Source organism: Frigoribacterium endophyticum (genome assembly GCF_011759585.1).
Classification (GTDB): Bacteria; Actinomycetota; Actinomycetes; order Actinomycetales; family Microbacteriaceae; genus Frigoribacterium; species Frigoribacterium endophyticum.
Genome location: NZ_JAAOYV010000002.1, coordinates 276,643 through 302,649, shown reverse-complemented (window position 1 = coordinate 302,649; position 26,007 = coordinate 276,643). Strand labels below are relative to the sequence as shown.

General features: G+C 74.6%; 27 protein-coding genes and 1 tRNA gene. 20 read left to right on the top strand and 8 right to left on the bottom strand.

Going from position 1 to position 26,007, the window contains the following annotated elements; translation table 11 throughout:
* Positions 1–41 precede the first annotated feature (41 nt).
* Both rph and rdgB read left to right on the top strand, forming a co-directional pair.
* Complete coding sequence (gene rph, locus FHR77_RS08785; RefSeq protein ID WP_167259728.1) at positions 42–791, top strand: ribonuclease PH; 750 nt, start codon at positions 42–44, stop codon at positions 789–791.
* A complete protein-coding gene (rdgB, locus tag FHR77_RS08780) occupies positions 788–1,384 on the top strand; it encodes an RdgB/HAM1 family non-canonical purine NTP pyrophosphatase (RefSeq protein WP_167259727.1) in 597 nt (198 codons plus the stop codon). Before rph ends, rdgB begins: the two co-directional genes overlap by 4 nt.
* Before the next feature lie 27 nt (positions 1,385–1,411).
* On the opposite strand, the gene FHR77_RS08775 is transcribed toward rdgB, so the two are convergent.
* The 3 genes from FHR77_RS08775 to FHR77_RS08765 form a co-directional block, all read right to left on the bottom strand.
* Positions 1,412–2,137, bottom strand: coding sequence for a DedA family protein (locus tag FHR77_RS08775; protein ID WP_167259726.1), 726 nt, complete (start codon positions 2,135–2,137; stop codon positions 1,412–1,414).
* A 142-nt stretch (positions 2,138–2,279) separates the two neighbouring features.
* A tRNA-Leu gene (locus FHR77_RS08770) sits at positions 2,280–2,364 on the bottom strand.
* Positions 2,365–2,432: 68 nt separating this feature from the next.
* Positions 2,433–3,734 carry an MFS transporter gene (locus tag FHR77_RS08765; protein ID WP_167259725.1) on the bottom strand — a complete coding sequence of 434 codons (1,302 nt, stop codon included), beginning with the start codon at positions 3,732–3,734 and terminating at the stop codon, positions 2,433–2,435.
* A gap of 82 nt (positions 3,735–3,816) precedes the next feature.
* Here FHR77_RS08765 and mnmA point away from each other — a divergent pair, with 82 nt between their 5' ends.
* From mnmA to FHR77_RS08715, 10 genes are all read left to right on the top strand, one after another.
* Positions 3,817–4,935 (top strand): tRNA 2-thiouridine(34) synthase MnmA, encoded by a 1,119-nt coding sequence (mnmA, locus tag FHR77_RS08760; protein ID WP_156370052.1) that lies wholly within the window; start codon positions 3,817–3,819, stop codon positions 4,933–4,935.
* A gap of 10 nt (positions 4,936–4,945) precedes the next feature.
* A complete protein-coding gene (gene ligA / locus FHR77_RS08755; RefSeq protein WP_424955772.1) occupies positions 4,946–7,282 on the top strand; it encodes an NAD-dependent DNA ligase LigA in 2,337 nt (778 codons plus the stop codon).
* Between the two features lie 105 nt (positions 7,283–7,387).
* Positions 7,388–8,878, top strand: coding sequence for an alpha/beta hydrolase (locus FHR77_RS08750; RefSeq protein ID WP_167259724.1), 1,491 nt, complete (start codon positions 7,388–7,390; stop codon positions 8,876–8,878).
* A 61-nt stretch (positions 8,879–8,939) separates the two neighbouring features.
* Entirely contained in the window at positions 8,940–9,239 is a 300-nt protein-coding gene (gatC, locus tag FHR77_RS08745; RefSeq protein WP_167259723.1) for an Asp-tRNA(Asn)/Glu-tRNA(Gln) amidotransferase subunit GatC, read from the top strand.
* A gap of 2 nt (positions 9,240–9,241) precedes the next feature.
* Positions 9,242–10,792 carry an Asp-tRNA(Asn)/Glu-tRNA(Gln) amidotransferase subunit GatA gene (gatA, locus tag FHR77_RS08740; protein ID WP_056056515.1) on the top strand — a complete coding sequence of 517 codons (1,551 nt, stop codon included), beginning with the start codon at positions 9,242–9,244 and terminating at the stop codon, positions 10,790–10,792.
* Positions 10,792–12,291, top strand: a complete 1,500-nt coding sequence (gatB, locus tag FHR77_RS08735) for an Asp-tRNA(Asn)/Glu-tRNA(Gln) amidotransferase subunit GatB (protein ID WP_167259722.1) — start codon at positions 10,792–10,794, stop codon at positions 12,289–12,291. Before gatA ends, gatB begins: the two co-directional genes overlap by 1 nt.
* Positions 12,292–12,328: 37 nt before the next feature.
* The gene (locus FHR77_RS08730) at positions 12,329–13,135 is read left to right on the top strand and encodes a hypothetical protein (RefSeq protein WP_167259721.1); all 807 of its coding nucleotides are present in this window, start codon (positions 12,329–12,331) and stop codon (positions 13,133–13,135) included.
* Positions 13,128–13,970, top strand: coding sequence for a DUF3097 domain-containing protein (locus FHR77_RS08725; RefSeq protein ID WP_341777291.1), 843 nt, complete (start codon positions 13,128–13,130; stop codon positions 13,968–13,970). The genes FHR77_RS08730 and FHR77_RS08725 overlap by 8 nt, the downstream gene beginning before the upstream one ends.
* A 55-nt stretch (positions 13,971–14,025) precedes the next feature.
* Positions 14,026–14,670, top strand: a complete 645-nt coding sequence (locus FHR77_RS08720; RefSeq protein WP_167259720.1) for a spermidine/putrescine ABC transporter substrate-binding protein — start codon at positions 14,026–14,028, stop codon at positions 14,668–14,670.
* Between the two features lie 32 nt (positions 14,671–14,702).
* A complete protein-coding gene (locus FHR77_RS08715; RefSeq protein ID WP_167259719.1) occupies positions 14,703–15,107 on the top strand; it encodes a DUF3054 domain-containing protein in 405 nt (134 codons plus the stop codon).
* Between the two features lie 72 nt (positions 15,108–15,179).
* Here FHR77_RS08715 and FHR77_RS08710 read toward each other — a convergent pair whose 3' ends face one another.
* Positions 15,180–15,503 carry a DUF7882 family protein gene (locus FHR77_RS08710; protein ID WP_056056509.1) on the bottom strand — a complete coding sequence of 108 codons (324 nt, stop codon included), beginning with the start codon at positions 15,501–15,503 and terminating at the stop codon, positions 15,180–15,182.
* 203 nt (positions 15,504–15,706) lie between these two features.
* On the opposite strand from FHR77_RS08710, the gene FHR77_RS08705 reads away from it, so the two are divergent.
* From FHR77_RS08705 to FHR77_RS08685, 5 genes are all read left to right on the top strand, one after another.
* Positions 15,707–16,447: a DedA family protein gene (locus FHR77_RS08705; RefSeq protein ID WP_167259718.1), complete on the top strand. Its 741-nt coding sequence runs from the start codon at positions 15,707–15,709 to the stop codon at positions 16,445–16,447.
* Positions 16,448–16,541: 94 nt separating this feature from the next.
* Positions 16,542–17,258, top strand: a complete 717-nt coding sequence (locus FHR77_RS08700; protein WP_167259717.1) for a hypothetical protein — start codon at positions 16,542–16,544, stop codon at positions 17,256–17,258.
* Between the two features lie 148 nt (positions 17,259–17,406).
* The gene (locus FHR77_RS08695; protein ID WP_056056507.1) at positions 17,407–18,435 is read left to right on the top strand and encodes an SDR family oxidoreductase; all 1,029 of its coding nucleotides are present in this window, start codon (positions 17,407–17,409) and stop codon (positions 18,433–18,435) included.
* Positions 18,432–19,898 carry a phytoene desaturase family protein gene (locus FHR77_RS08690; protein WP_167259716.1) on the top strand — a complete coding sequence of 489 codons (1,467 nt, stop codon included), beginning with the start codon at positions 18,432–18,434 and terminating at the stop codon, positions 19,896–19,898. The genes FHR77_RS08695 and FHR77_RS08690 overlap by 4 nt, the downstream gene beginning before the upstream one ends.
* A complete protein-coding gene (locus FHR77_RS08685; RefSeq protein WP_056056505.1) occupies positions 19,895–20,350 on the top strand; it encodes an SRPBCC family protein in 456 nt (151 codons plus the stop codon). Before FHR77_RS08690 ends, FHR77_RS08685 begins: the two co-directional genes overlap by 4 nt.
* 28 nt (positions 20,351–20,378) lie before the next feature.
* On the opposite strand, the gene FHR77_RS08680 is transcribed toward FHR77_RS08685, so the two are convergent.
* The 4 genes from FHR77_RS08680 to FHR77_RS08665 all read right to left on the bottom strand — a co-directional run bounded on the left by FHR77_RS08680 (position 20,379) and on the right by FHR77_RS08665 (position 24,636).
* Complete coding sequence (locus tag FHR77_RS08680) at positions 20,379–21,821, bottom strand: serine hydrolase (protein ID WP_167259715.1); 1,443 nt, start codon at positions 21,819–21,821, stop codon at positions 20,379–20,381.
* 193 nt (positions 21,822–22,014) lie between these two features.
* On the bottom strand, positions 22,015–23,277 hold the full coding sequence (locus FHR77_RS08675) for an MFS transporter (protein ID WP_341777290.1): 1,263 nt from the start codon (positions 23,275–23,277) through the stop codon (positions 22,015–22,017).
* Entirely contained in the window at positions 23,274–23,807 is a 534-nt protein-coding gene (locus FHR77_RS08670; protein ID WP_167259714.1) for a helix-turn-helix domain-containing protein, read from the bottom strand. Before FHR77_RS08670 ends, FHR77_RS08675 begins: the two co-directional genes overlap by 4 nt.
* A gap of 4 nt (positions 23,808–23,811) precedes the next feature.
* Positions 23,812–24,636 (bottom strand): DUF4184 family protein, encoded by an 825-nt coding sequence (locus FHR77_RS08665; RefSeq protein WP_167259713.1) that lies wholly within the window; start codon positions 24,634–24,636, stop codon positions 23,812–23,814.
* A gap of 226 nt (positions 24,637–24,862) precedes the next feature.
* Here FHR77_RS08665 and FHR77_RS08660 point away from each other — a divergent pair, with 226 nt between their 5' ends.
* From FHR77_RS08660 to FHR77_RS08650, 3 genes are read left to right on the top strand one after another with little or no spacing between them, the layout of a single operon-like run.
* A complete protein-coding gene (locus FHR77_RS08660) occupies positions 24,863–25,312 on the top strand; it encodes an SRPBCC family protein (protein ID WP_167259712.1) in 450 nt (149 codons plus the stop codon).
* A 47-nt stretch (positions 25,313–25,359) separates the two neighbouring features.
* Complete coding sequence (locus FHR77_RS08655; protein ID WP_167259711.1) at positions 25,360–25,659, top strand: hypothetical protein; 300 nt, start codon at positions 25,360–25,362, stop codon at positions 25,657–25,659.
* Positions 25,656–25,910 carry a hypothetical protein gene (locus FHR77_RS08650; RefSeq protein ID WP_167259710.1) on the top strand — a complete coding sequence of 85 codons (255 nt, stop codon included), beginning with the start codon at positions 25,656–25,658 and terminating at the stop codon, positions 25,908–25,910. Before FHR77_RS08655 ends, FHR77_RS08650 begins: the two co-directional genes overlap by 4 nt.
* Positions 25,911–26,007: the final 97 nt, after the last annotated feature.

The window sequence follows — 26,007 nt, the reverse complement described above, 5'->3', positions numbered from 1 at the left end:
CCGCACCGACCTCCGCAGCACCGACCCGACAGGGGACCCCCATGAGCGACACCACCACCACCGAGACCGTCCGCGTCGACGGCCGCCGCCTCGACCAGCTCCGCCCCGTCACCATCGAGAAGGGCTGGAGCGCCCAGGCCGAGGGCAGCGCCCTCGTGTCGTTCGGCGGCACCAAGGTGCTCTGCACCGCCTCCTTCACGAACGGCGTGCCGCGCTGGCTGGCCGGCAAGGGCAAGGGCTGGGTCACCGCCGAGTACTCGATGCTGCCCCGGGCGACGAACTCGCGCAACGACCGCGAGAGCGTGAAGGGCAAGATCGGCGGCCGCACGCACGAGATCTCGCGCCTGATCGGCCGCAGCCTCCGGGCCGTCGTCGACACGAAGGCCCTCGGCGAGAACACGATCGTGCTCGACTGCGACGTGCTGCAGGCCGACGGCGGCACCCGCACGGCCGCCATCACCGGGGCCTACGTCGCGCTCGCGCAGGCCATCGAGTGGGGCCGTGAGAAGAAGTTCATCGCGCAGAAGGCGACGCCGCTCACCGACAGCGTCGCGGCCGTCTCGGTCGGCATCGTCGACGGCCGCCCGATGCTCGACCTCGCCTACGTCGAGGACGTCCGGGCCGAGACCGACATGAACGTCGTCGTCACCGGCTCGGGGCTCTTCGTCGAGGTGCAGGGCACCGCCGAGGGCGCGCCCTTCGACCGCAGCGAGCTCGGCCTGCTGCTCGACCTGGCCGTCGCGGGCGGGGCCGACCTCACGGCCATCCAGCGTCAGGTGCTGGGCGCGTGACCCGGGTCGTCATCGCGACGCACAACCAGGGCAAGGTCGCCGAGCTCCGAGGCATCCTCGCCGAGACGGCGCCGGGCGTCGAGCTCGTGGCGTACGACGGCCCGGAGCCCGTCGAGGACGGCGACACGTTCGCCGCGAACGCCCTCATCAAGGCGCGGGCGGCCGCGGCCCACACCGGCCTCCCGTCGCTCGCCGACGACAGCGGCATCTCGGTCGACGCCCTCGGCGGCGCCCCCGGCATCCACTCCGCCCGGTACGCCGGCACGCGGGACGACGACGACAACATCGACCTGCTGCTGGCGAACCTGGCGGGCGTGACCGACCGGGCGGCGCACTTCTCGTGCGCCGCGGCCCTGGTGGTGCCCGGCCCCGACGGCACGACGGAGCTCGAGCACGTGGAGTACGGCGAGTGGCCCGGGGCCGTGCTGGAGGCCCGGGTCGGCACGGGCGGGCACGGCTACGACCCGGTGTTCCGCCCCGAGGGCGAGACCCGCAGCTCGGCCGAGCTCACGCCGGACGAGAAGAACGCGGTCAGCCACCGCTCGCGCGCGTTCCGCGCGATCGCCCCGCACGTGGCGGCGCTGGCGGGCTGACGGCCCGGCGGGCTGACGGCCCGGCGGTCAGGCCTGGGTCGGCGCCGTCTCGACGGCCGCGGCGTCGGCGGCCGTGCCGTCGCCCGCCGTGCCGTCGGCCTCGTGCTTCTTCGCCTGGTGCACCCCGTGGAGGTAGTGGATCGCGATGGGGATGACCGTCGCGAGCACCGCGCCCAGCAGGATGAGGTCGATGTACTCGCTGACGAAGTCGGCCACCGGCGGGATGTGGCCGATGCCGAACCCGGCGAGCGTCACGCCGAGGCCCCACACCGCCGCGCCGATCGCGTTGAAGAGCGAGTAGCGCCGGTAGCTCATGTGGGCCACTCCCGCCATGATCGGGGCGAAGGTGCGCACGACCGGCACGAACCGCGCGATGATGACGGCCATCGGCCCGAACCGCTCGAAGAAGGCGTTGGTGCGCTTGACGTTCGCCACGCTGAAGAGCCCGCTCTCCTTCCGCTCGAAGATGCGGGGCCCGACCTTGTGGCCGATCAGGTAGCCGAGCTCGCCGCCCGCGAACGCGGCGATCGCGATGAAGATCGCGATCAGCCAGATGGGCAGCCCGAGGGCGCCGGGGTTGGTCGCGGCCAGGATGCCGGTGATGATCAGCAGGGTGTCGCCGGGGAAGAGGAAGCCGACGAGCAGCCCGGTCTCGGCGAAGACCAGCAGGCAGACGCCCACCACGGCCCAGGGGCCGAAGGCCGACAGGAGGTACTCGGGGTCGAGCCACGAGATGGTCGCCAGGGGCAGCATCGGTCTCTCTTCGGGTGCGGACGGCCCTGGGGTCGCCCGGGTGCGGCCGGCGAGGGCCGCCGACCGGTGATGGGGACAATGTAGTGGGCCCGCGGGGCCCCGCGGCTCGGAGGTGGCCGAGAGCACGCGTGCCCGGGTCGCCTGGTGCGGGAGAAGGGACTTGAACCCTCACGCTCGAAAGCACAGGAACCTAAATCCTGCGTGTCTGCCAGTTTCACCACTCCCGCCGGAGCGGGCAGAGTCTACCGGCTGGCCGTGGGGGAGTCGCGGGTCGGCCCGCGCAGGCCGCCGGCCCTCAGCGGCGCTCGCGCGGCACGTGCGGCGAGTACCGCGGCACGTAGCGCAGCAGGATCGCGGCCCCGGCGAGGCCCAGCAGGCCCATGACCCCGCTGGCCACGGAGATCGACACGAGCGCCGTCAGCCCGGAGATGAGCAGCGGGGCCGCCGCGCTGCCCGCGTCGCCGGTGAAGCGCCAGGCACCGAGGAAGGGAGCGGGGTCGGCCCGGTCGGCGAGGTCCGCGCCGAGCGTCATGAGGATGCCGCTGCCGATGCCGTTCGCCAGCGACATGAACATCGCCACGGCGATGAACCAGCCCACCCGCGCGTCGAGGTCGTGGGTGAGCGACAGCGCCAGGTACGAGATGCTGAGCCCCACCATCGACGGCACCGCGCTCCACAGCCGGCCCCAGCGGTCCATGATCTGGCCGCTCGTGTAGAAGAGCGCGAAGTCGACGGCGCCGGCGATGCCGATCACGAGCGCGGTCTGCGGGGCGTCGACGCCGATGCTGACGGCCCACAGCGGGAGGATCACCTGGCGACCCGCGCGCATGGCGCCGATCAGGGCCGCCCCGCTGCCGAGACGGAGGAGGACTCCGCGGTGGCGGGCCAGCGTCGCGAACAGGCCCCGCGCCTCCTTCTCGACCGCGACCTCGCCGGGCGTCGAGCCCGTCGACGGACGGGCGGCGGCGTCGACGGGCGACCCGGCGGCGGCGGCCGCGGCGGCCCGGCGCTCGCCGAGGACGGCCGTGGGGTCGCGCAGCACGAGCAGGACGGCCGCGGCGCCGAGGCAGCCCCCGACGTGGATCCAGAACGCCGACTGCGTCGAGCCCGTGAGGTGGATGACCCCGGCGGCCAGGAAGGGGCCGACGAAGAAGCCGAACCGGAAGACGCCGCCGAGGCTCGAGAGGGCCCGGGCACGGATCTCGACCGGCACGAAGCTCGTCATGAACGCGTGCCGGGCCAGCGCGAAGACCGCCGTCGAGAGGCCGATCAGGAGGACGCCGAGGGCGAGCACCCACTCGTTCGGGGCCGCGACGCACGTCAGCAGGCCGACCGTGCTCACGAGGGCCGCCGAGATCATCGCGGTGCGCTCGCCGATGCGGGAGACCAGCCACCCGCTCGGGACGTCGCCGATCAGCTCGCCGACGAGGATGAGCGCCGCGACGAAGGCGGCGAACGGCAGGCTCGCCCCCAGGTCGCTGGCGACGACCGGGATGATCGGGATGATCGCCCCCTCGCCGATCGCGAAGAGGGCGGCCGGCAGGAACGCCGCGAGGGCGACCGACCGGAGGGAGGCGGCGGGGGTGGGGGACGACATGACGCCCGCCACACTATGCCCGGCCCCGCGGGCTCGTCGGCGCCGCCCGCCCGACGTCGGGGGCGCTGCCTACACTGGAGGGATGAAGGTACTGGCAGCGATGAGCGGCGGCGTCGACTCGGCGGTGGCGGCGGCACGGGCCGTCGAGGCGGGGCACGACGTCGTGGGGGTCCACCTGGCGCTGAGCCGCATGCCGGGCACGCTCCGCACGGGCAGCCGCGGCTGCTGCACCATCGAGGACAGCATGGACGCGCAGCGCGCGGCCGACCTGATCGGCATCCCGTACTACGTGTGGGACTTCTCCGAGCGCTTCAAGCTCGACGTGGTCGACGACTTCGTCGCCGAGTACTCCGCCGGCCGCACGCCGAACCCGTGCATGCGCTGCAACGAGCGGATCAAGTTCGCCGCTCTGCTCGAGAAGGCCCTCGCGCTCGGCTTCGACGCGGTCTGCACCGGCCACTACGCGACCATCGTCACCGACGACCAGGGGCAGCGCGAGCTGCACCGCGCCTCCGCCTGGGCGAAGGACCAGTCGTACGTGCTCGGGGTGCTCACCGCCGAGCAGCTCGCGCACTCGATGTTCCCGCTCGGCGCCACGCCGTCGAAGGCCGAGGTGCGGGCCGAGGCCGCCGCCCGCGGCTTCAGCGTCGCGACCAAGCCCGACAGCCACGACATCTGCTTCATCCCCGACGGCGACACCCGCGGCTGGCTGGCCGAGCGGGTCGGCGCCGAGACCGGCGACATCCTCGACCGCAGCGGGGCCCGCATCGGCACCCACGAGGGCGCGCACGCCTTCACGGTCGGGCAGCGGAAGGGGCTCGCCATCGGGTTCCCGGCCGACGACGGCAAGCCGCGCTTCGTGCTCGAGGTGCGCCCGGTCGACAACACCGTCGTCGTGGGCCCGAAGGAGGCGCTCGAGATCGCCGAGATCGCCGGCGGCTCGTACACGTGGGCGGGTGCGGCCCCGGCCGACCCCACCGTGCCGTTCGCCTGCGACGTCCAGATCAGGGCCCACTCCGACCCCGAGCCCGCCACGGCGCGCGTGACGGAGGTCGAGGGTAAGAAGGAGCTCGTGATCACTCCCCACGAGCCCCTCAGCGGCGTCGCCCCCGGGCAGACCGCCGTCGTCTACGTCGGCACCCGAGTGCTCGGCCAGTGCACGATCGACCGCACGGTCAGCGCCGTGCCGGTCTCGGCCTAGGAGGCTCGAGGTGGCCGACATCGACGACGCCGCGGCTGCCGCCGACGCCGAGGTGCCCGACGACCTCGCGACCGCCCGCGACGAGGTCGAGGCGCTGACGTCGCGCGTGCTCGAGCTGCGCGACCAGTACTACGAGGGCAACGCCTCGACGGTGAGCGACGCCGACTACGACGCGCTCGTGCGTCGCCTCGACGCCCTCGAGCGCGCCCACCCCGAGCTGCAGAAGCCCGACAGCCCCACGCAGACCGTGGGCGGCCGGGCCGAGACGACGCAGTTCGCGCCGGTCGAGCACGCCGAGCGCATGCTCAGCCTCGACAACGTCTTCAGCGACGACGAGCTCGCCGAGTGGGCGGGAAAGGTCGAGCGCGACGCCGGCGCCGAGCGAGTGCGCTTCCTCTGCGAGCTCAAGATCGACGGCCTCGCGATCAACCTGCGCTACGAGCACGGCGTGCTCGTCACGGCCGCCACCCGCGGCGACGGCGTCGTCGGCGAGGACGTCACGGCGAACGTTCTCACGATGGGCACCATCCCCGAGCGGCTGAGCGGCACCGGGCACCCGGCGATCGTCGAGGTGCGGGGCGAGATCTTCTTCCCCGTCGCCGAGTTCGACCAGCTGAACGCGCGGCAGCGCGAGGCGGGCGAGCGCGTCTTCGCGAACCCGCGCAACGCCGCGGCCGGCTCGCTGCGCCAGAAGATCGAGGGCAAGAGCCCGGCCAAGCGCGAGCTGATGGACGCGCGGCTGCGCAGCCTGCGGATGCTCGTGCACGGCATCGGCGCCTGGCCCGTCCGCGAGCTCGAGCGCGACACCGAGGTCCGCGCGCAGAGCGAGGTCTACGAGCTGCTCGCGTCGTGGGGCCTGCCGACCTCGACGCACTACCGCGTGTACGACACCGTGCCCGAGGTGGCCCGCTTCATCCACGACTACGGGGTCAGGAGGTCGTCGGTCGAGCACCAGATCGACGGCATCGTCGTCAAGGTCGACGACCTCGCGCTCCACGACGAGCTCGGGGCGACCAGCCGGGCGCCCCGGTGGGCCACGGCGTTCAAGTACCCGCCGGAGGAGGTCAACACCGAGCTGCTCGACATCGTCGTGAGCGTCGGTCGGACGGGCCGCGCCACGCCCTTCGCGGTGATGCGCAAGGTGGAGGTGGCCGGCAGCGAGGTCCGCCAGGCGACGCTCCACAACCAGCACGTCGTCCGCGCCAAGGGCGTGCTGATCGGCGACACGGTCGTGCTGCGCAAGGCCGGCGACGTCATCCCCGAGGTGCTCGGCCCCGTGGTCGAGCTCCGTGACGGCAGCGAGCGCGAGTTCGTCATGCCCGTCGACTGCCCCGAGTGCGGCACCCCGCTGGCCCCGGCGAAGGAGGGCGACGTCGACCTGCGCTGCCCGAACGCGGAGAGCTGCCCGGCGCAGGTGCGCGGGCGCGTCGAGCACATCGCCTCCCGCGGCTCGCTCGACGTCGAGGGCCTCGGCGAGGTCGCGGCGGCCGCGCTGACCCAGCCCGTCGAGCCCGCCGAGCCGCCCCTCCGCACCGAGGCCGGGCTCTTCGACCTGACGATGGCCGACGTCTTCCCCGTCAAGGTCGTCGTCCGCGACTCCGAGACCGGCATGGAGAAGCTCGGCGACGACGGCGCGCCCAAGCTCGTGACCCCCTTCCGGCGTCGCCGCGGCAAGGCCGACGGCCCGTTCGACCCCGAGGCGGCCGAGTTCGCCGGCGACGAGACCAGCGTGCCGTCGAAGACGGCGATCGAGATGCTCGCCAACCTGCACGCCGCGAAGACCAGTCCGCTCTGGCGGATCCTCGTCGGGCTGAGCATCCGCCACGTCGGCCCCGTGGCCGCCCGCGCGCTCGCGAACCACTTCGGTTCGCTCGACGCGATGCGCTCCGCCAGCCGCGACGAGCTCGCGGCCGTCGACGGTGTCGGCGGCATCATCGCCGACGCCCTGCTCGCGTGGTTCGAGGTCGACTGGCACGTCGAGATCCTCGACCGCTGGGCCGCCGCGGGCGTCCAGTTCGACACCCCCGGCCACCCCGGGCCCGGCGCCGCCGTCGAGGCGGGGGGCGTGCTCGCCGGCCTGACCGTCGTCGCCACGGGCAGCCTCGAGGGGTTCAGCCGCGAGGGGGCACAGGAGGCGATCCTCGCGGCGGGCGGCAAGGCCGGCAACAGCGTGAGCAAGAAGACCGACTTCGTGGCCGCCGGCCCCGGTGCCGGGTCCAAGCTCACGAAGGCCGAGCAGCTCGGGGTACGGATCATCGACGCAGCACAATTTCAAGTCCTCATTAAGGAGGGCCCGGCTGCGCTCGGCGACCCCAGTTCGGGGGGCAGCGACGACCCGGTGGCCTGAGATCGCTGGCCCCCCGAACGGGTCCCCTCCTACGATGTGAGCACGTGTCGACCTCTGCTGTAGGGCGCAGAGGCACTGGCACCCATCGAGGGGGAAACACCCGACGTGCTGTTCCTCGCCACAGCCATCCTTTCTGCATCGATCCACTTCGCCGGAGCGGTCGATGCTCCCGTCGTGCCCGGGGTCGCGGTGACCGCGCCCGGAGAGCCGGGTGGTCCTCCGCTCACCGACACCGCCGCGCCGCCTCGCGGTGACGAGCCGGCGACCGTCGACACGACGCCCGGCCTCGAGCAGGTCGCTGTCTGCCGCGCACTCGCCACGGCCGAGCCGTCGTCGACGACCGGCGCGCGGCCGTCGACCGCAGCCCCCGACCTCACGGTGCCGGCCTGCCTCGCCGAGCTGGAGGGCGCCTCCTCGCCGGCCCTCTCGGCCCTCGGCGGCTCGTTCGACCCCGTGGGCGACGACGCGTCGCGCCTGTCGGCGGTGCTGACGGCCGGCGCCGACGCGCCGACCACGGCGGCGTGGTGGGCCGGCCTCGACGACTCGCGCCGTCTCGGCCTCGTCGCCGCCGTGCCCGGCGTGGTCGGGCAGCTCGAGGGCGTGCCCTACTCCGTGCGCGACCAGGCCAACCGGCTCTTCCTCGGCGCCGCGACGCTGGCACTCCACGACCGCGACGAGACCGCCGCCGAGCAGGACGGCGACGACGCCCGCTCCGCCATGCTCGGGCAGGTCCAGCTCGCGCTCGCCGACCGGAGCGCGGGCGACGAGGACCGCCAGCTCATCGCCCTCGACACCGTCATGCCCGGCCGGGCCGCCGTCTCGGTGGGCAGCCTCGACACCGCCGACGACGTCAGCGTGCTCGTGCCCGGCATGTTCTTCACGGTGCACGGGCAGATGGTCGACTGGGCCGAGACCGCGGGGCAGCTGCACGACGAGCAGCGCGCCTGGACGTACCTGCTGGCGCGCTCCGACGCCCGTCCGCTCGACGGCGTCGCCGTCGTGGCCTGGATGGGCTACCGCACGCCCGACCTCACGAACGTCTACACGCTCGACCTCGCCCGGCAGGGGGCCGGCCACCTCGAGGACGCCCTCGGCGGTCTCGACGCGGCCCGCGCCTCCGACGCCCCCCGGGTGACCGTCGTGGCGCACTCGTACGGGTCGACCACCGCGACGCTGGCCCTGTCGTCGGGCCGCGTGAGCGTCGACTCGCTCGCGCTGCTCGGCTCGCCGGGCAGCGTGGTGCCGACGGCGGCGATGCTGTCGGTGGCCGACGACGACGTCTACGCCGCCGCGGGCAGCTTCGACCCGGTGGCGGGCAGCGGGTACTTCGGGGTCGACCCGGGCACGGGCGCCTTCGGTGCGGTGCTGCTGCACACCGGCGGAGGTGACGACTCCGTGACCGGCCGCGTCCTCCGTGCCGCGCTCGGCCACAACGACTACCTCCTGCCCGGCACGGAGTCGATGAGGAGCCTGGCCCTCATCGCCCTCGGCCACGGCGACATGGTCGACGGCGACGAGCGCGGCCCGGGCGAGCCGCGGCCCGACGGGCCGGAGCTCGCGCTCGTCCGCCCGCAGGACGTCTACCTGCGCGACTGAGCCCCGTAAGATCGACCGGTGCCCCGACCGGGGCCCCCACTCCACCATGTGACGGAGCAGCATGTCTGAAATCACGCGCGAGCAGGTGCAGCACCTCGCCGGTCTCGCCCGCATCGCCCTGACCCCCGACGAGATCGAGACCATGACGCGGGAGCTCGGCCACATCGTCGACAACGTCACCAAGGTCGCCGAGGTCGCGACCGACGACGTCCCCGCCACGAGCCACCCCATCCCGCTCGAGAACGTCTTCCGCCCCGACGTCGTGGGCGAGACGCTCACCGTCGAGCAGGCCCTCTCGGGCGCCCCCGACCACGACGGCTCGCGCTTCCGCGTGACCGCGATCCTCGGAGAAGAGCAGTAGCCATGACCGACGCCTCCTCGATCGTCCGCCTCAGCGCGGCCGACCTCTCCGCGGCGCTGACCGCCGGCGACGTCTCGGCCGTCGAGGTCGCCCAGGCGCACCTCGACCGCATCGCCGCCGTAGACGGCGACGTGCACGCCTTCCTCCACGTCAGCGACGCGGCCCTCGCCACCGCCGCCGACGTCGACCGTCGCCGCGCCGCCGGCGAGCAGCTCGGGGCCCTGGCCGGCGTGCCGATCGCCGTCAAGGACGTCCTCTGCACGCTCGACATGCCCTCCACCTCGGGCAGCAAGATCCTCGAGGGGTGGGTGCCGCCGTACGACGCCACCGTCGTCCGCAAGGTGCGCGCCGCCGACATGGTGCCCCTCGGCAAGACGAACATGGACGAGTTCGCGATGGGTTCGTCGACCGAGTTCTCGGCCTACGGCCCGACGCACAACCCGTGGTCGCTCGACCGCATCCCCGGCGGCTCCGGTGGTGGCTCCGCCGCCGCCGTCGCCGCCTTCGAGGCGCCTCTCGCGCTCGGCAGCGACACAGGCGGCTCGATCCGCCAGCCGGGCGCCGTCACGGGCACCGTCGGCGTCAAGCCGACCTACGGCTCGGTCAGCCGCTACGGGGCGATCGCCCTCGCGAGCTCGCTCGACCAGGTCGGGCCCGTGAGCCGCACGGTGCTCGACTCCGCCCTGCTGCACGACGTCATCAAGGGCCACGACCCCCGCGACTCCACCTCGCTGCGCGACGAGTGGCCCTCGTTCGCCGAGGCGGCCCGGGCAGGCCTGGCCGGAGGCGCGCTGCAGGGCGTGCGCATCGGCGTCGTCCGCGAGCTGAACGGGGAGGGCTTCCAGGCCGGCGTCAAGGCCCGCTTCGCCGAGGCCCTGGAGCTGCTCTCGGGCGCCGGCGCGGAGATCGTCGAGGTCTCGGCCCCGAGCTTCGAGTACGCCATCAGCGCCTACTACCTGATCCTCCCCGCCGAGGCGTCGTCCAACCTCGCCAAGTTCGACTCGGTGCGCTTCGGCCTCCGCGTCGTGCCCGAGGGCAAGGGCACGGTGGAGGACGTGATGGCGGCCACGCGCGAGGCGGGCTTCGGCCCCGAGGTCAAGCGCCGCATCATCCTCGGCACCTACGCCCTCAGCGCGGGCTACTACGACGCGTACTACGGCAGCGCGCAGAAGGTGCGCACGCTGGTGCAGCGCGACTTCGCCGCGGCCTTCGACCAGGTCGACGTGCTCGTCTCGCCCTCGGCCCCGACGACGGCGTTCCCGCTCGGCGAGAAGCTCGACGATCCGCTGTCGATGTACCTCAACGACATCACGACGATCCCGGCGAACCTCGCGGGCATCCCCGGCATCACGGTGCCGATGGGCCTCGCCGAGGAGGACGGGCTGCCCACGGGCCTGCAGTTCATGGCGCCCGCCCGCCAGGACGCCCGTCTCTACACCTACGGCGCCGCGCTCGAGCAGCTGCTCGAGCAGGGCTGGGGCCACACGCTCATCTCCCGTGCCCCCGACCTGAGCGCCACCGAACAGAACGCCGCCACCGAGGGAGTCATCTGATGGCCAAGGCAGACCTGATGGACTACGACGAGGCCCTCGAGAAGTACGAGGTCGTCATCGGCTTCGAGGTGCACGTCGAGCTCGCGACGAAGACCAAGATGTTCTCCGACGCGCCGAACTTCTTCGGCGGCGCCCCGAACACGAACGTGACCCCGGTCGACCTGGGCCTCCCGGGCTCGCTGCCCGTCGTCAACGAGCAGGCCGTGAGGTACTCGATCAGCCTCGGCCTCGCCCTCGGCTGCTCGATCGCCGAGAGCTCGCGCTTCGCCCGGAAGAACTACTTCTACCCCGACAACCCCAAGAACTACCAGGTCAGCCAGTTCGACGAGCCGATCGCGTACGAGGGCGAGGTCGAGGTCGAGCTGCCCGACGGCACCGTCTTCCACGTGCCGATCGAGCGCGCCCACATGGAGGAGGACGCCGGCAAGCTGACGCACGTCGGCGGCTCGACCGGCCGCATCCAGGGGGCCGAGTACTCGCTCGTCGACTACAACCGCGCGGGCATCCCGCTGGTCGAGATCGTCACGAAGCCGATCATCGGCGCCGGGGCCCTCGGCCCCGAGCTGGGCGCCGCCTACGTCTCGACGATCCGCGACATCGTGCGCGGCCTGGGCGTGAGCGAGGCGCGCATGGAGCGCGGCAACCTCCGCTGCGACGCCAACGTGTCGCTCCGGCCGCACGGCCAGGTGGAGCTCGGCACCCGCACCGAGACCAAGAACGTCAACTCGTTCCGCTCGGTCGAGCGTGCCGTGCGTCACGAGATCCAGCGCCAGGCCGCGATCCTCGCCGCCGGCGGCACCATCACGCAGGAGACGCGGCACTGGCACGAGGACACCGGCCGCACCTCCGCCGGTCGTCCGAAGAGCGACGCCGACGACTACCGCTACTTCCCCGAGCCGGACCTGCTGCCGGTCGTGCCGTCGCGCGAGCTGGTCGAGGAGCTGCGCCTCGCGCTGCCCGAGGCCCCCGTCGCGATGCGTCGTCGACTCAAGGCCGACTGGGGCTTCGCCGACCTCGAGTTCCAGGACGTCGTCAACTCCGGCCTGCTCCAGGAGCTCGTCGAGACGGTCGCCGCCGGGGCGTCGCCGCAGGCGGCCCGCAAGTGGTGGACGGGCGAGATCGCCCGCCTCGCCAACGCGGCCCAGGTCGATGCGTCGACCCTCGTCTCGCCCCGCCACGTCAGCGAGCTGATCGCGCTCGTGGAGACCGGCGAGCTGACCGACCGGCTCGCCCGCCAGGTGCTCGAGGGAGTCGTCGCCGGCGAGGGCTCGCCCTCCGAGGTCGTCGAGGCGCGCGGGCTCCGCGTCGTCTCCGACGACGGCGCGCTGATCGCCGCCATCGACGAGGCCCTGGCCAGCCAGCCCGACGTGCTCGCGAAGATCCGCGACGGCAAGGTCCAGGCCGCCGGCGCCGTCATCGGCGCGGTCATGAAGGCGATGAAGGGCCAGGCGGACGCCGCTCGCGTCCGCGAGCTCGTGCTCGAGAGGGCCCAGGCCTGATCGTCCCGCCCGCTCCCGTCGTCGGCGGCCGGTCGTCGTGACCGTGCCGCCGACGATCCGCGCCGCGGCGCCGGCCGGCCTCGCGCTGGCCGTCGCCGGCGTCGCCCTGCTCGTCTCGTGGTGGGCCCTGCCCGACCGGGTCGCCCTCGTGCACGAGCCCGAGGCCGGAGCCGTCGCGTTCGCCGCGAGCCGTGTCGACCTCGTGCTCGTCGTGGGCGTGCTGCTCGTCGGCACGCTGGTCGCCTACCTGGTCTGCGCGGCCTTCCTCGCGTGGACGCCCGCCCGGCACCTGCTGGTGCCGCACGCCGAGCACTGGAAGGCCCCGGGGCGCCGACCCGAGATGCGCCGCCGGTTCGCCGTCTGGCTGGCCAGGGGCTTCGCCGTCGCGTGGTGGTCCGTCGCCCTCGAGCTCGTCGTGACGATGCTCGCCCAGCGCGGCGGCGCCCTCGCGACGTGGTGGCTGCCCGCCGCGGTCTCCGGGCTCGCCGTGCTGCTGCTGCTCGGGGGCCTCGTCGTCGCGTTCACGGCGGGCTTCACGCCCGACGCCCGTCCGGCACGGGCCCCCGCCCCGGCCCGGGCCCCCGCCCGGGCCTCGGCCCCGGCCCGCCCCGGGCGCGAGGAGGGCAGCGCCTCCGCGGCGGACGCGACCACCGCCTCCTCGCGCCCTCCCGCCCCGACCCCCCGGGCCGCGGGCCCGGCCTCGACGACGGCTCGTGGCGCCGGTGCGGCCCCGGCCGCGGGCGCCGACCGCCCGGGCCCGCCCCGGCCCTACCAGCCCCGACCCCGGGCGCCCCGTGCGCCGGGCTCACGACCCCACCAGGGAGGTGGCTCGACCCGTGGATGACGACCGGTACGGCCGAGACGTGCTCAGCGGCGACTGGAAGCGCTCGTCGCGCCCCGCGCCGACCCCCACCGACGCGGTGCGCGACCTCGTCGTCGAGGAGTCGCGGAGCGGCTTCACGGGAGCGGTCGTGCGCGTCGAGGCGGGCACGGTCGAGCTGGAGGACTGGAAGGGGCGCGTCCGTGCCTTCCCGCTCTCGGGCTCCTTCCTGATCGACGGTGCGCCCGTGGCGCTGCGGGTGCCGAGGGCGGCGCCGCAGGGCCGTGCCCGCACGGCCTCCGGCTCCTTCGCCGTGGGCGACGCCCGCGCCCGGGTGGCCCGCCAGAGCCGCATCTTCGTCGAGGGCCGGCACGACGCCGAGCTCGTCGAGAAGGTCTGGGGCGCCGACCTGCGCGTCGAGGGCGTGGTCGTCGAGTACCTCGAGGGCGTCGACCACCTCGCCGAGGTGCTGGCGGAGTTCCGGCCGACCGCCGACCGCCGCGTCGGCGTGCTCGTCGACCACCTCGTGCCCGGGTCGAAGGAGAGCCGCATCGCGGAGGCGATCACGAGGGGCCCGCACGGTCGCCACGTGCTCGTCGTCGGGCACCCGTTCGTGGACGTCTGGCAGGCCGTCGTGCCCGCACGCCTCGGGCTCACGCGCTGGCCGGAGGTGCCCCGCTCGGTCGAGTGGAAGCACGGCGTCTGCGAGGCCCTCGGCTGGCCCCACGACGACCAGGCCGACATCGCGGCGGCGTGGCAGCGCATCCTGGGCCGCGTCCGCGCCTTCGGCGACCTCGAGCCCGCGCTGCTCGGCCGGGTCGAGCAGCTGATCGACTTCGTCACGGTCGACCAGGGCTGACGGCTCGCCCGGGCGTGTCGGGCGTCTCCCGGCCTCGGGTCCTAGATTCGTCGTCATGGTCGATTCGCTCGAGGGGCAGGTGCGCACGGCGGTCGACGCCTGGCTGCGCTGGCTGCCCCGGTGGCGGATCGGCACCGCACGGGCCCGCACGCGCGTCTGCCGGGTCTGCTTCGGCTCGCCCGTCGCGGTCGCCGCCGGGTTCGACGGCGACGTGCCCCACGCGGTGCAGCACGCGCTGCTGAACCGGCTCCGGCACATCGTCGACGACGAGGTCGACTCGTACACCACCCGCAACCTGCCCCTCGTGACCCGCGAGCTCCGACGGGCCGCCGAGGCCGGCGTCGACGGCTACCGGCCCGACGAGGGCCTCGCCATCGAGTTCGACGGCCTCGACGTCGACCCCGAGCCGGAGCCCGGCCAGCCGTTCCTGTTCACCCTGGAGGGCCTCGCCGCCGAGGAGGCCGCACGGCACGCTGCCGACGGCACCGACGACGAGCCCGAGTTCTCGGACGAGGCGAAGGCGGCCCTGCGCCGCGAGCTCGCGTTGGCCGACGAGCACGCGCAGTCGGTCGGCACCGCGCTCTGCTTCGCGGTCGTCGCCCAGCGCGAGCGGATCGCCGACGCCGTCGACCGGCTCGTCGAGCCGCAGGTCGAGGAGCTGCTCGCCGAGCTCTCGCGCACGCTCGAGCCGCCGCGCTGAGCCCGCCCCGCCCGCACCCCCCTGAGGACACCATGACCACGCCCCGCTCCGCCGCCACCGCTCCGGCCCGCCGTCTGCCGTGGTGGGCGCTCGCCCTCGACGCCGTGCTCGTCGTGGCCTTCGTCGTCATCGGCCGCCGCAGCCACGCCGAGGGCCTCGACCTGCCCGGCCTCGCCACCACGCTCTGGCCGTTCGCGGTCGGCCTCGTCGTGGGCTGGGTGAGCGTGGTCGGCGTGCGGTGGCCGCTGCCCCGCCTCGCCTCCGGCGCGGTCGTCTGGGTGTCGACGGTCGTGCTCGGGGTGCTGCTCCGGGTCGCCAGCGGGCAGGGCGTCCAGCTGAGCTTCGTCGTCGTGACGATCGTCGTGCTCGGCGTCTTCCTGCTGGGGTGGCGGGGCGTCGCGGCGCTGGCCCGGCGGGGCGGACGCACCCGGCGCTGACGGCGACGGCGGAGCGGAGCTCGAGACGGCTCCGCGACTCCTCGGTGCCCGGCCGCCGGTCGACCTGGCGGGCTACTTGCGCTTGACGCTGTTGTCGGTGCTGGGCTCGTCGGTGAGCACCAGGCCCGACGAGCTGTTCGACGACGCCGTCAGCTCGGTCAGCCAGTCGCGGTTGATGGCGGGCACGCGGCCGCCGGAGTACTTGAAGTAGAGGGGGATGCCCGGGTCGAGCCAGATGCTGCTGCGCCCGTCGCCGACCTTCTGGGTGTCGCGCCACGAGAAGAAGAACGACTCGCGGCGCCGGAGCTTCGTGGCGATCACGATCTGGAGGTGCTCGAGCACGCGGTCATCGAACTCGACCTCGATGCCGGAGGTGCCGTAGATCAGCGATCCCATGGAAGTCCTGTTCAGTCCTGTCGTCTGCTCCGCACCGGGGACGAGGAGGCGAGGGTGCGGTCGTCCGCCAATCTACCGTGCCGGGCCGGCCCGGTCCGGCACGCGACACGAGCCTGTGGGCGGTCGTCCAGCCCGTGCTGGCATGCTCGTCGGAGCCGATCCGACCCGTGGTGACCGCGGGCACCGAACCGACCCAGGGACCCATGACCTCCACCGCCGTGCTCGCCCCGTCCGCCTCCTCCGCCCTCGTGGGCCCGTCGGGGGGCCTGCCGTCCACGGTCGTCGCGCAGGGCGCCTCCTCGTCCGTCCAGGAGCTCGACGGCCTCGTCGGCGTCGCGGCGCGCGTCATCGACGCCCTGGGCGAGTGGGGCGTGGGGCTGCTGACCTTCGTCGAGACGGTGTTCCCGCCGATCCCGAGCGAGATCGTGCTGCCGCTCGCCGGGTTCCTCGCCGGGCAGGGGAACATGAACATCGTGCTGCTGATCGTGGTCAGCACGCTCGGCGCCTACGTGGGCGCGCTCGTCCTGTACTGGCTGGGCGCCGTGATCGGCCTCGAGCGGAGCATCACGCTGCTGTCGAAGCTCCCCCTCGTCGACCGGGAGGACTTCCGGAAGGCGGCCGACTGGTTCCACCGGCACGGGCGGTCGGCGGTCTTCTTCGGGCGCCTCGTTCCCGGCGTCCGCAGCCTGATCTCGCTGCCGGCCGGCGCCGAGAAGATGCCGCTCGCCTCGTTCACGCTCTTCACCGTCGTCGGCAGCGGGCTCTGGAACGCCCTGCTCATCCTGCTCGGGGCGGCCCTCGGCACCCAGTACGAGCTGATCGACCGCTACGCGAAGTACCTCGACTACGCGGTCTACGCGGCCATCGGCGGGGTGGTGCTGTGGCTGGTGCTGCGGGCCGTGCGCCGTCGTCGCGCCGCCGACCGCGACTCCGCTCGGAGCTGATCCGCACCGCGCGTCCAGGCGCGGGCGGCCGGTCGTCCGTACTGTCGGAGACCCGTCGGGGCCGACGCCCCGACCCGACAGACAGGACGGCACCATGGGATTCCTCGACAGGCTGCTCGGACGAGACGACGAGGCCGCGGGCCAGCAGGCACCGGCACCGGGAGGGCGGGCACCCGCGCGGAGCGACGACGAGATCGCCGTCGAGCGCTACCGCTACCTGCTGCGCACGGCGCCCCCCGAGACCATCGAGCAGGTGCACGCCGAGGCCTTCGAGAAGCTGAGCCCCGAGCAGCGCCGGCTGGTCTTCGACGAGCTCAGCCGTGAGGCCGGCCAGGGTGAGCAGCCCCGCGGCGACGACGCAGGGTCGCTCGCTCAGGCGGCCACCCGGTCGGAGCTGCGGAAGCCGGGCACCCTCGAACGGACCCTGGGAGGCGGCGGCGCGGCCGGTGGCCAGGGCCCGCAGGCAGGCGGTCGCCCGGGCATGGGCATGGGCTCGATCATCGGCGGATCGCTGCTCGGCACCGTCGCGGGCTACGTCGTGGGCTCCGCGCTCGTCGGCGCGTTCCTGCCCGACGGGGGCAGCGACGTCGCTGGCGGAGAGGGCGACGGCGGTGCCGACGACGGCGGCGACGGTGGGCAGGACGGCGGGGACGCGGGCCAGGACGGCGGCGACGCGGGCGACGGTGGCGGCGACTTCGGGGGAGGGGGCGGCGATTTCGGCGGTGGCGGTGGCGGCGGCGACTTCGGGGGCGGCGGCGACTTCGGCGGGGGCGACTTCGGGGGCGGCGACCTGGGCGGCTTCGACATCTGACACCGCGCCTCCTGCAGTCCCTCCCCAGGGCGGCGCCCGGCCGGTCGTCCCCGTGACGTCCCCCGGGGCGGACGCCGCCCAGCGGGGTCGGACTACCGTCGACCGGGCACGGCCTGAGCCAGCGGGCCGCCGACGAGCCAGGAGAACCATGTCGAAGAGCACCCCCACGAAGCCCCGCGTCGCCGTCGTCACCGGAGGCTCGGCCGGGCTCGGCCGGGCCGTCGTGCGTGAGCTCGCCGAGCGCGGCTGGGACGTCGCCGTGCTGGCCCGCGGGCAGGACGGCCTCGACGGCGCCGTCGCCGACGTGGAGGCCGCCGGTCGTCGCGGCCTCGCCGTGCCGACCGACGTGGCCGACCGCGAGCAGGTCGAGGCCGCCGCGACGCGCGTCGAGCAGGAGCTCGGCGAGATCGACCTCTGGGTCAACGACGCCATGGTGGGCGTCTTCGGGGAGTTCCTCGAGACCGACCCGGCCGACTTCGAGCGCGCCACGGCGGTCAACTACTTCGGCTTCGTCAACGGCACGCGCGCCGCCCTCTCGCGCATGGTGCCGCGCGACCGCGGCCACGTCATCCAGGTCGGGTCGGCGCTCGCGCACCGCGGCATCCCGCTGCAGGCGTCGTACTGCGGGGCCAAGCACGCGGTGCAGGGCTTCACCGAGTCGGTGACCACCGAGCTGATCCACAACGGGAGCGCCGTCGAGATCTCGACCGTCGACATGCCCGCGCTGAACACCATCCAGTTCAACTGGGTGCGCTCGCGCCTGCCGCACCACCCCAAGCCGGTGCCGCCGATCTACCAGCCCGAGGTGGGTGCGATCGCGATCGCCGACGTGGCCGACAAGCCGCGCCGTCGGACGTGGCTCGGCGAGCCCACGGTGATGACCGTGCTCGGCAACCGCTTCGTGGCGAACTTCCTCGACGTCTACCTGGCCAAGTCGGGCTACTCGGGCCAGCAGGCCCCCGAGAAGTCGGAGGCCATGCTGCCCGACAACCTCTACCAGCCCACCAGCGGCGACCACGGCGCCCACGGCATCTTCGACGACCAGGCCCGCAGCACCAGCCCCCAGGTCTGGTACACGCGCAACCGCGGCCTCAGCTACGCCCTGGCGGGCGCCGGGGCGGTCGGCGCGGGCGTCGCCGTCGTCCGTGCCCTGGTCGGAGGGCGCAAGGGCGCATGAGCCACGCCTTCGACGCGGTCGTCGTCGGCGCCGGGCCGAACGGCCTGGCGGCGGCGGTCGTCCTCGCCCGGGCCGGACTGCGCGTGCAGCTGCTCGAGCGCGACGACACGATCGGCGGCGGCACCCGCACGAAGGAGCTGACCCTGCCGGGGTTCCGGCACGACGTCTGCTCGGCGGTGCACCCGATGGCGATGGCCTCCGGGTTCTTCCGGCGCTGGGGCCTCGAGCAGCGCGTCGACATGATCGTGCCCGAGGTCTCGTACGGCCACCCGCTCGACGGCGGGCGCGCCGGGGTCGCCCACCGCGACCTCGAGCGCACCGTCGAGGGCCTCGGCCGTGACGGTGCGACCTGGCGCCGCATGTTCTCGCGCCTCGTCGACATCGAGGCCGAGCTCTCGCAGTTCACGCTCTCGCCGATCCTCCAGCTGCCTCGCCACCCGCGGACGGTGGTCGAGTTCGGGCTGCGCATCCTCCACCAGGGCGGCCCCTGGTGGGACGCCGGGCTCCGCACGGAGGAGGCCCGGGCGCTGCTCGCGGGCGTGATGGCCCACGCCATCCGCCCCATGCCGAGCCTGTCGGCGGGCGCCGCGGGCCTCGCGCTCGCCGTCCACGGCCACGGCTACGGCTGGGCGGTGCCCCGGGGCGGCAGCCAGGTGATCGCCGAGGCGCTCGCCGACGACCTTCGGGCCCACGGCGGCGTGATCGAGACGGGCGTCGACGTGACCACCCTGCGCCAGCTCGACGCGCGCGTGAAGCTGCTCGACGTGACCCCGCGCCAGCTGATCGCCATCGCGGGCGACGAGATGCCCGCCGGCTACCGACGTCGTCTCGAGCGGTTCCGGTACGGAGGAGGCGCCTCCAAGGTGGACTTCGCCCTGAGCGGGCCGGTGCCCTGGGCGGCGGAGGAGCTGCGGCGGACGCCCACCGTGCACCTCGGCGGCACGCGGGCCGACATCGCCCGGGCCGAGCACGACGTCGCGCGCGGGGCGCACCCGGCCGAGCCGTTCGTCCTGGCCGTGCAGCCGGGCGTCGTCGACGACAGCCGGGCCCCGGCCGGCCAGCACTCGCTGTGGACGTACGCGCACGTGCCGAACGGCAGCACCGTCGACATGACCGAGGCGATCACCCGCCAGATCGAGCGGTTCGCGCCCGGGTTCCGCGACCTGGTGCTCGCCAGCAGCGCCCGGTCGGCCGACGAGCTCGAGGCCTACGACCCGAACTACGTCGGGGGCGACATCGCCTCCGGCGCCCCGAGCCTGAAGCAGCTCATCGTGCGCCCGGTGCTCTCGACCGACCCGTGGCGGACGGCCGTGCCCGGCACTTACCTCGCGTCGTCCTCGGTGCCGCCGGGCCCGAGCGTGCACGGCATGGGGGGCGCCTACGCTGCGCAGAGCGCCCTGCGCCACGAGTTCGGCATCGACCACCTGCCCCGCCTGGGGCCCGACGGAGGGAGCGACCGGTGAGCGTCGTGCACCGGTTCCTGGAGGCGTCGCCGCGCGACGTCTTCGACGTCCTCAGCGACGGCTGGCTCTTCCCGAGCTGGGTCGTCGGGGCGTCGCGCATCCGCGACGTCGAGCGCGAGTGGCCCCGGGCCGGCGCGAAGATCCACCACTCGTTCGGCGTGTGGCCGCTCGTCATCGACGACTCGACGACGCTGCTCGAGTGGGACGCCCCGCGGCGGGCCGTCTTCCTCGCCCGCGGCTGGCCGGCGGGGGAGGCCCGCGTCGGCATCGACGTCGCGGACCGTGCCGGCGGCTGCTTCGTGACGATGACGGAGGAGGCCGTGAGCGGCCCTGGCGCGCTCGTGCCCGACGCCGTGCTCGACGTGCCGCTCACCTGGCGCAACCACGAGGCGCTGCGGCGGCTCGCCTGGCTGGCCGAGGGGCGCCTGCGCGACACCGTCCACCCGACCTGACCCGCGACTCCTGCCGGCCGGCCCGGCCCTAGCGGGTCGCCACGTCGTCGGGGCCGGGGGCCCGGAGCGTCCGCAGGTCGGGGCCGTGCAGGGGCGCCGTCCGCCACCGGGCACTGACCGTGCCGGTGCCCCGGTCGGCGTCGAGGTGGAGGCGGTGGGGCGTCTCCACGAAGACGACGTCGACGAGCAGGTGGTCGCCGTGCTGCTCGGCCCAGGTGGCGAGCGGGCCGGTGGTGCGCCACTCGCCGAGGCCCAGGGCGGCGTCGAGCCGGTGGTCGCCCTCGACGAGGGTGAGCGTCGGCGTGCCGTCGGTCGTGACCACCATCGCGCTGAGGCTCGGCTGGTCGCGGTCGGCGTGGGCGGCGGCGGTCCAGGTGCCGGCCGTCACGGTGCCCTCGGACGAGCCTTCGAGCGGGTCGCCGTCGCCGGTCGGGGCCGCGACGCCGGGCAGCGTGAGTGCGCCCAGCCGCTCGGCGAGGCGGGCGTCGTCGTCGGCGCTGCCCCCGGCACCGAGGGCGGGCAGCACGGTCGCCCAGACGAGGTCGAGCAGCGCCCTGGTGTCGGTGGTCTGGCTCGTGATCGCGACGACGAGGTCGTGCTCGGGGACGACCAGGCTGAACTGGCCGTAGGCGCCGTCGGCGCGGTACCCGTGCGTGGAGACCCAGAACTGGAAGCCGTAGCCCTGCTGCCAGTCGGCGGACCCCTCGTGCGCCGTCGAGGCGTGCGGGCGCGACGCCTCGGCGACCCAGGCGGCGGAGACGAGCTGCTCGTCGCCCCACCGGCCCTGCTGCAGGTGCAGCTGGCCGAGGGCGGCGACCGCGTCGGTGGTGGTGTGCAGGCCGCTGTAGCCCAGCTCGGCGCCGGTCGCGTCGCGCTGCCACGCGGCGACGTCGATGCCGAGCGGGTCGACGAGGCGCGGGCGCAGGTAGTGGACCAGCGTCGCTCCCGAGGCGCGGCGCACCACCTCCGCGAGCGTGTACGTGCAGGGCTGGTTGTAGGCGAAGACCGAGCCGGGCTCGGCCTCGGGCGGCGTGAGCAGGAAGCCGCGGACGACGTTCGTGGGGTCGAGCGTCTCGGCGCGGTCGAGCGTCTCCGTCAGGTGGCCGCTGGCCATGGCGAGCAGGTGGCGGAGGCGCATCCGGCGCGTGCGGTCGTCGGTCACCTCGGCGTCGAGCTCGGGGAACCAGCTGATGACCGTGTCGTCGATCGTCAGCAGTCCCTCGTCGGCGGCGATGCCGACCGCCGTGGCCGTGAAGCTCTTGCTCACCGAGTAGACGAGGTGCGGGCGCTCGGCCGAGTACGGTGCCCACCAGCCCCGGGCGACGACGGCGCCGCGGTGCACGACGACGAGCCCGTGCGGCTCGACGCCGGGCGTCGCCTCCAGGCCGTCGACGAGGGCGAGCAGCCCCCGGGCGTCGACGCCCAGGTCGGAGGGGGAGCGGGTGGGCAGCGTGGTCGTCGTCGAGGTCACGCGCCGAGCCTACGACCCGCCTCCCGGCCGCGCCTCCAGGCCTCCGCGTCCCGTCCCCGTCTGTCGCATTTGCCGACCGTTCGGCTCCGCCCGGCGTCCTGGTACCTGACTTTCCGGTCACAAGGAGGCGCGTGGTCGGGTTCTGCAGCCCTGGCCAGCTGCTGGCGCTGCCAGCTGCCCGCGCCGGCCGGGCTCACCCGTCGAGGGTGAGCTGCCGCACGCTCCGGGTCGAGAGCGCCGCGGCGGTGGCGGTCACGACCACGCCCGCACAGACGAGCAGCGTGGCCCGCGTGCCGAACAGGTGCGCCGCCGGCCCGACCAGCACCTCGCCGACGGGGATCGCCACGAACGAGCCGACCATGTCGTACGAGTAGACGCGGGCGAGGGCCTCCCGCGGCACCCGGGTCTGCAGCGACTGGTCCCAGGTGATCGCGAACACCTCCAGCGCGACGCCGCCGAGCAGGAAGGCCACGACGAGCGCGGGCAGCGCCGGCGCGGCGCCGAGGGTCGCCACCGGGACGGCCGTCACCGCCATCAGCCCGACCCCGACGGCGAGGCCGTGACGGGGCCGCCAACGGAGGGCGACCACGGCCCCGACGGCCAGCCCGACGGTCTGGGCGGCGACCACCAGCCCCCAGGCCGCGCGGCCGAACGACCCGTCGGCGACGACCGGCCCGAGCACCGTCGTCGCCCCGACGAAGGCCGCGTTGAGCACGGCGAACTGCGCCACCACGATCCACACCCACGACCGTCTCGTGAACTCGCTCCACCCCTCCCGCAGGTCGGCGAGGACGGACGCCGGGCGACCTCCCGGGCGGGGGCGCCCGGCCGCCCGCGGCAGCCGCATCCCGGCGAAGAGCACACCGGCCAGGGCGAACCCGGCCGCGTCGACCGCGAGGCCCCACCCGGGCCCGACGACGGCCACGACCCCCGCCCCCGCCGACGCCCCGACGACGCTGCCGCCGGTGAGCCCGAGGCGGAGGAGGGCGTTCGCGGGCCGCAGCAGCTCGGCCGGGACGGTCTCGGGCACGAGCGCTGCCGACGCCGGCAGGCTCACGGCCGCGACCGCCCCGTTGAGCACGCTGAGCACCACGAGCGACGGGACGGTGGCCGAGCCGCTCACGACGAGCGCCGCGACCCCGGCCTGCGTCAGGGCCGCGGCGACCGAGGTGCCGACGAGCACCACGTCGCGGGGCAGCCGGTCGGCGACGACGCCTCCGAGCAGCAGCACGGCGACGTTCGCGACGGACCGGGCCGCGACGACCAGCCCGAGGTCGGCCGCCGAGCCGGTCAGGTCGAGCACCGCGAAGGCGAGCGCGATCGGCGCGACGGCGTTGCCGAGCACGCTGGTCGTGCGCGCCGCGAGCAGCCAGCGGAACGCACGGTGCGCGAGGGGACCGCCCCGGATGCCGACCGGCAGCGGGGCCGGGGAGGCGCCTCCCGCGCTGCCCGTCACGGCCGCCTCATCGGGAACAGCGCGGCGGTCATCGACACCGGTGCGGTGCCCGGTGTCCGGGGCGGCTGCGCGGCGGCGTGCAGGAGGGCCGAGGCCTGGCCGACGTGGTGCACGACGCGCCGCCAGGTCTCGGGGTCGACCCAGAGCTCGGCGTCCGTCGAGACCTGCGGCCCGGAGGCGCGCCGGGGCGAGCGACGGCGCAGCTCGTCGACGAGGGCCTCGACGTACTGCGCGCGCTCGTCGGCGGCGTCGGGGCCGGTGGGGGAGTCGGGCGGCACGACGAGCGGGAACGGCTGCGCCGACGAGAGGTGCCGGTACCGCTTGGCGTCGCCGCCGCGGATGCGCACGACCTCGACGACGACGACCAGCCCCGCCCGTTCGAGGACCCGCAGGTGGTAGCTCGCCGCCGCCTGCGAGAGGCCCAGCTCGCGCCCGGCCTCGGCCGCGCTGAGGGCGGCACCGGTCAGGAGCGAGAGGAGGCGCAGGCGGACCGGGTGGGCGGTGGCGCGGAGTTCGTCGAGTTCGGGCACCCGGTCATGCTGCAGCGCCATCGTCTCGACCGTCAAACGGCTCTTTGGGGGTGGTGCCGCCGTCGACGCGCCCTGCGACGCGCCCTCCGACGCGTCGTCCGAGCTGGACGGCGACGGACGCCCCGACGGCCAGCAGCAGCAGGAGCGCGCCCGAGGCCGTGCCCGCGAAGAACGCGAACGACTTCGCCGTGCCGACGTCGGACGGCAGCCCGCGGGTGACCGCCACGGCCACGGGGCCCGTGACCAGGGCGGCCGCGGCGAGCCACCACGAGACGGTCCGCGTCCGCGACGCTCGAGGCCGAGCGCTGACCGGTACGCGGCGCAGGTACCGCGCCGCGGCGACCGCGAGCACGGCGAGCCCGACGACAGACGAGCCGTACTGGGCCCACTGCGTGCCGACGAAGGGGCCCCACGGCTCCGCCAGGGCGGGCAGCAGGGTGCTGCCGAGCCGCCCGGGGTGGGTGAAGGCGTCCCACCCCACGTGCGTGAGCACGCCGATGACGACCGCGACGAGCACCCTGAGGAGGCGGCCGGGCGAGACCGCTCCGGGCACGGTCCAGGCACGCGGGAGGCGCGTGCCGACGACCTGGGGCAGCAGCACTCCGGCGCCGGGTCGCAGCACCCGGAGCCACACCAGGTAGAGCAGCGCCCCGAGCGGCACGGAGACCACGAGCAGGCCCGAGACGCCGTGGGTGGTCTCGTAGGTCACGCCGACGGGGAAGAAGAGCGGGAGGTCGGGCGCCATCGACCCGACGGCGACGGCGCCGAAGGGCAGCGGGCTCCGGACGAACGGCAGGGCGACGACCGCGTGGCTGGGGGTGAAGGGCACGGCCCATGGTCGCGGGCCGGGCGGCCCGGAGTCGTCCTCCCCAGGGCGGGACCGTGTCCTCCCGAGGGCTGAGCAGGGCGCGGGCGCGCGTGGGCACGTGCGGTCGCGCGGCACTGGCGCGGCTGGCCGGGGCCTGGGACACTGCCACCAGGCCTGCGAGGGCCGACCACCGACTCCGGCAGGTCGCCCGCCCCGGCCACCGCCACCGAAACGAGGAGCACCCCCGATGAGCGACCAGGCTGCCGAGGGCGTCGAGATCGTCCGGACCTTCACCGCGCCTCCCGCCGCCGTGTTCTCGGCCTGGACGACCGCCGCCGACTTCGCGCGGTGGTTCGGCGGCCCGGCCGTCGACGTGCCGCTCGACGCCCTCGACTACGAGGCCGTCGCGGGGCGTGCCTGGTCGGCGACGATGGTGCTGCCCGACGGGAACGCCCTCAGCTGGGCCGGCGAGTTCGTCGACGTCGTGCCCGACGAGCGCCTCGAGCTGACGCTCACCGACGACCCGGCGTCGCCCGCTCGCGCGACGATGGTGGTCGAGCTGGCCGCCGTCGACGGCGGCACGCGCATGCGCTTCACGCAGCAGACGCCGGGCTTCTCGCCCGAGCAGCGCGACGCGACCACCGCCGGCTGGGCCGGCTTCTTCGACGAGCTCGCCGCCGGCCTGCCCGCGTCGTAGCCCACGCTCCGTCGTCGCCCGCCGCGCCGTCGCCCTACCCTGGGCCCATGAGCCGACCCGCCGAGCGCCCTGCGCCGAGACCGCGCCTCGTGTGGGCCGTCGTGCACTACTGGACCGCCACGGTGCACGACTACGAGGAGGTCGCCTTCCCCCGCCTCTTCGGCGTGTACTCGACGAGGGCACGCGCCCGGGCGGCCGCGGACCGCGCCCGGACCCAGCGGGGCTTCGACGGGCGCCTCGGCACCGTCGACGAGGTGGAGCCCCTCCGCGTCGAGCGATGGCCGGTCGACAGCCCCGCCTGGGTCGGCGGCTTCTTCTCGTACGACGCCGAGGGGCGCGAGGAATGACGAGGGTCTGGTCGCTGACGCACCTCCGCCCGCGGGGGTCGCACACCGAGTGGCCGCTCGTCGACGTCAAGCAGATCGGCTTCTTCCGCTCGGAGGGCGAGGCCCGCAGAGCCGCCCGTCGCCTCCGCTTCGACCCGGGCTTCCGACGCTTCCTGGACCAGTTCCGCATCGAGGCCGTCGAGCTCGACGTCGACCGCTACGACGACGGCTTCGACCCCGACGCCGACCGGGAGCTCGTCCCGAGCGACTGAGGGCCCCCGAGTGGTCGCGAACTGCTGCCCGGAGGGGGCGAGAGGCGCCGTTCGTTACCGCTCGGGCGACGGCGGGGCCGAGCGCGGGAGGCGCGGT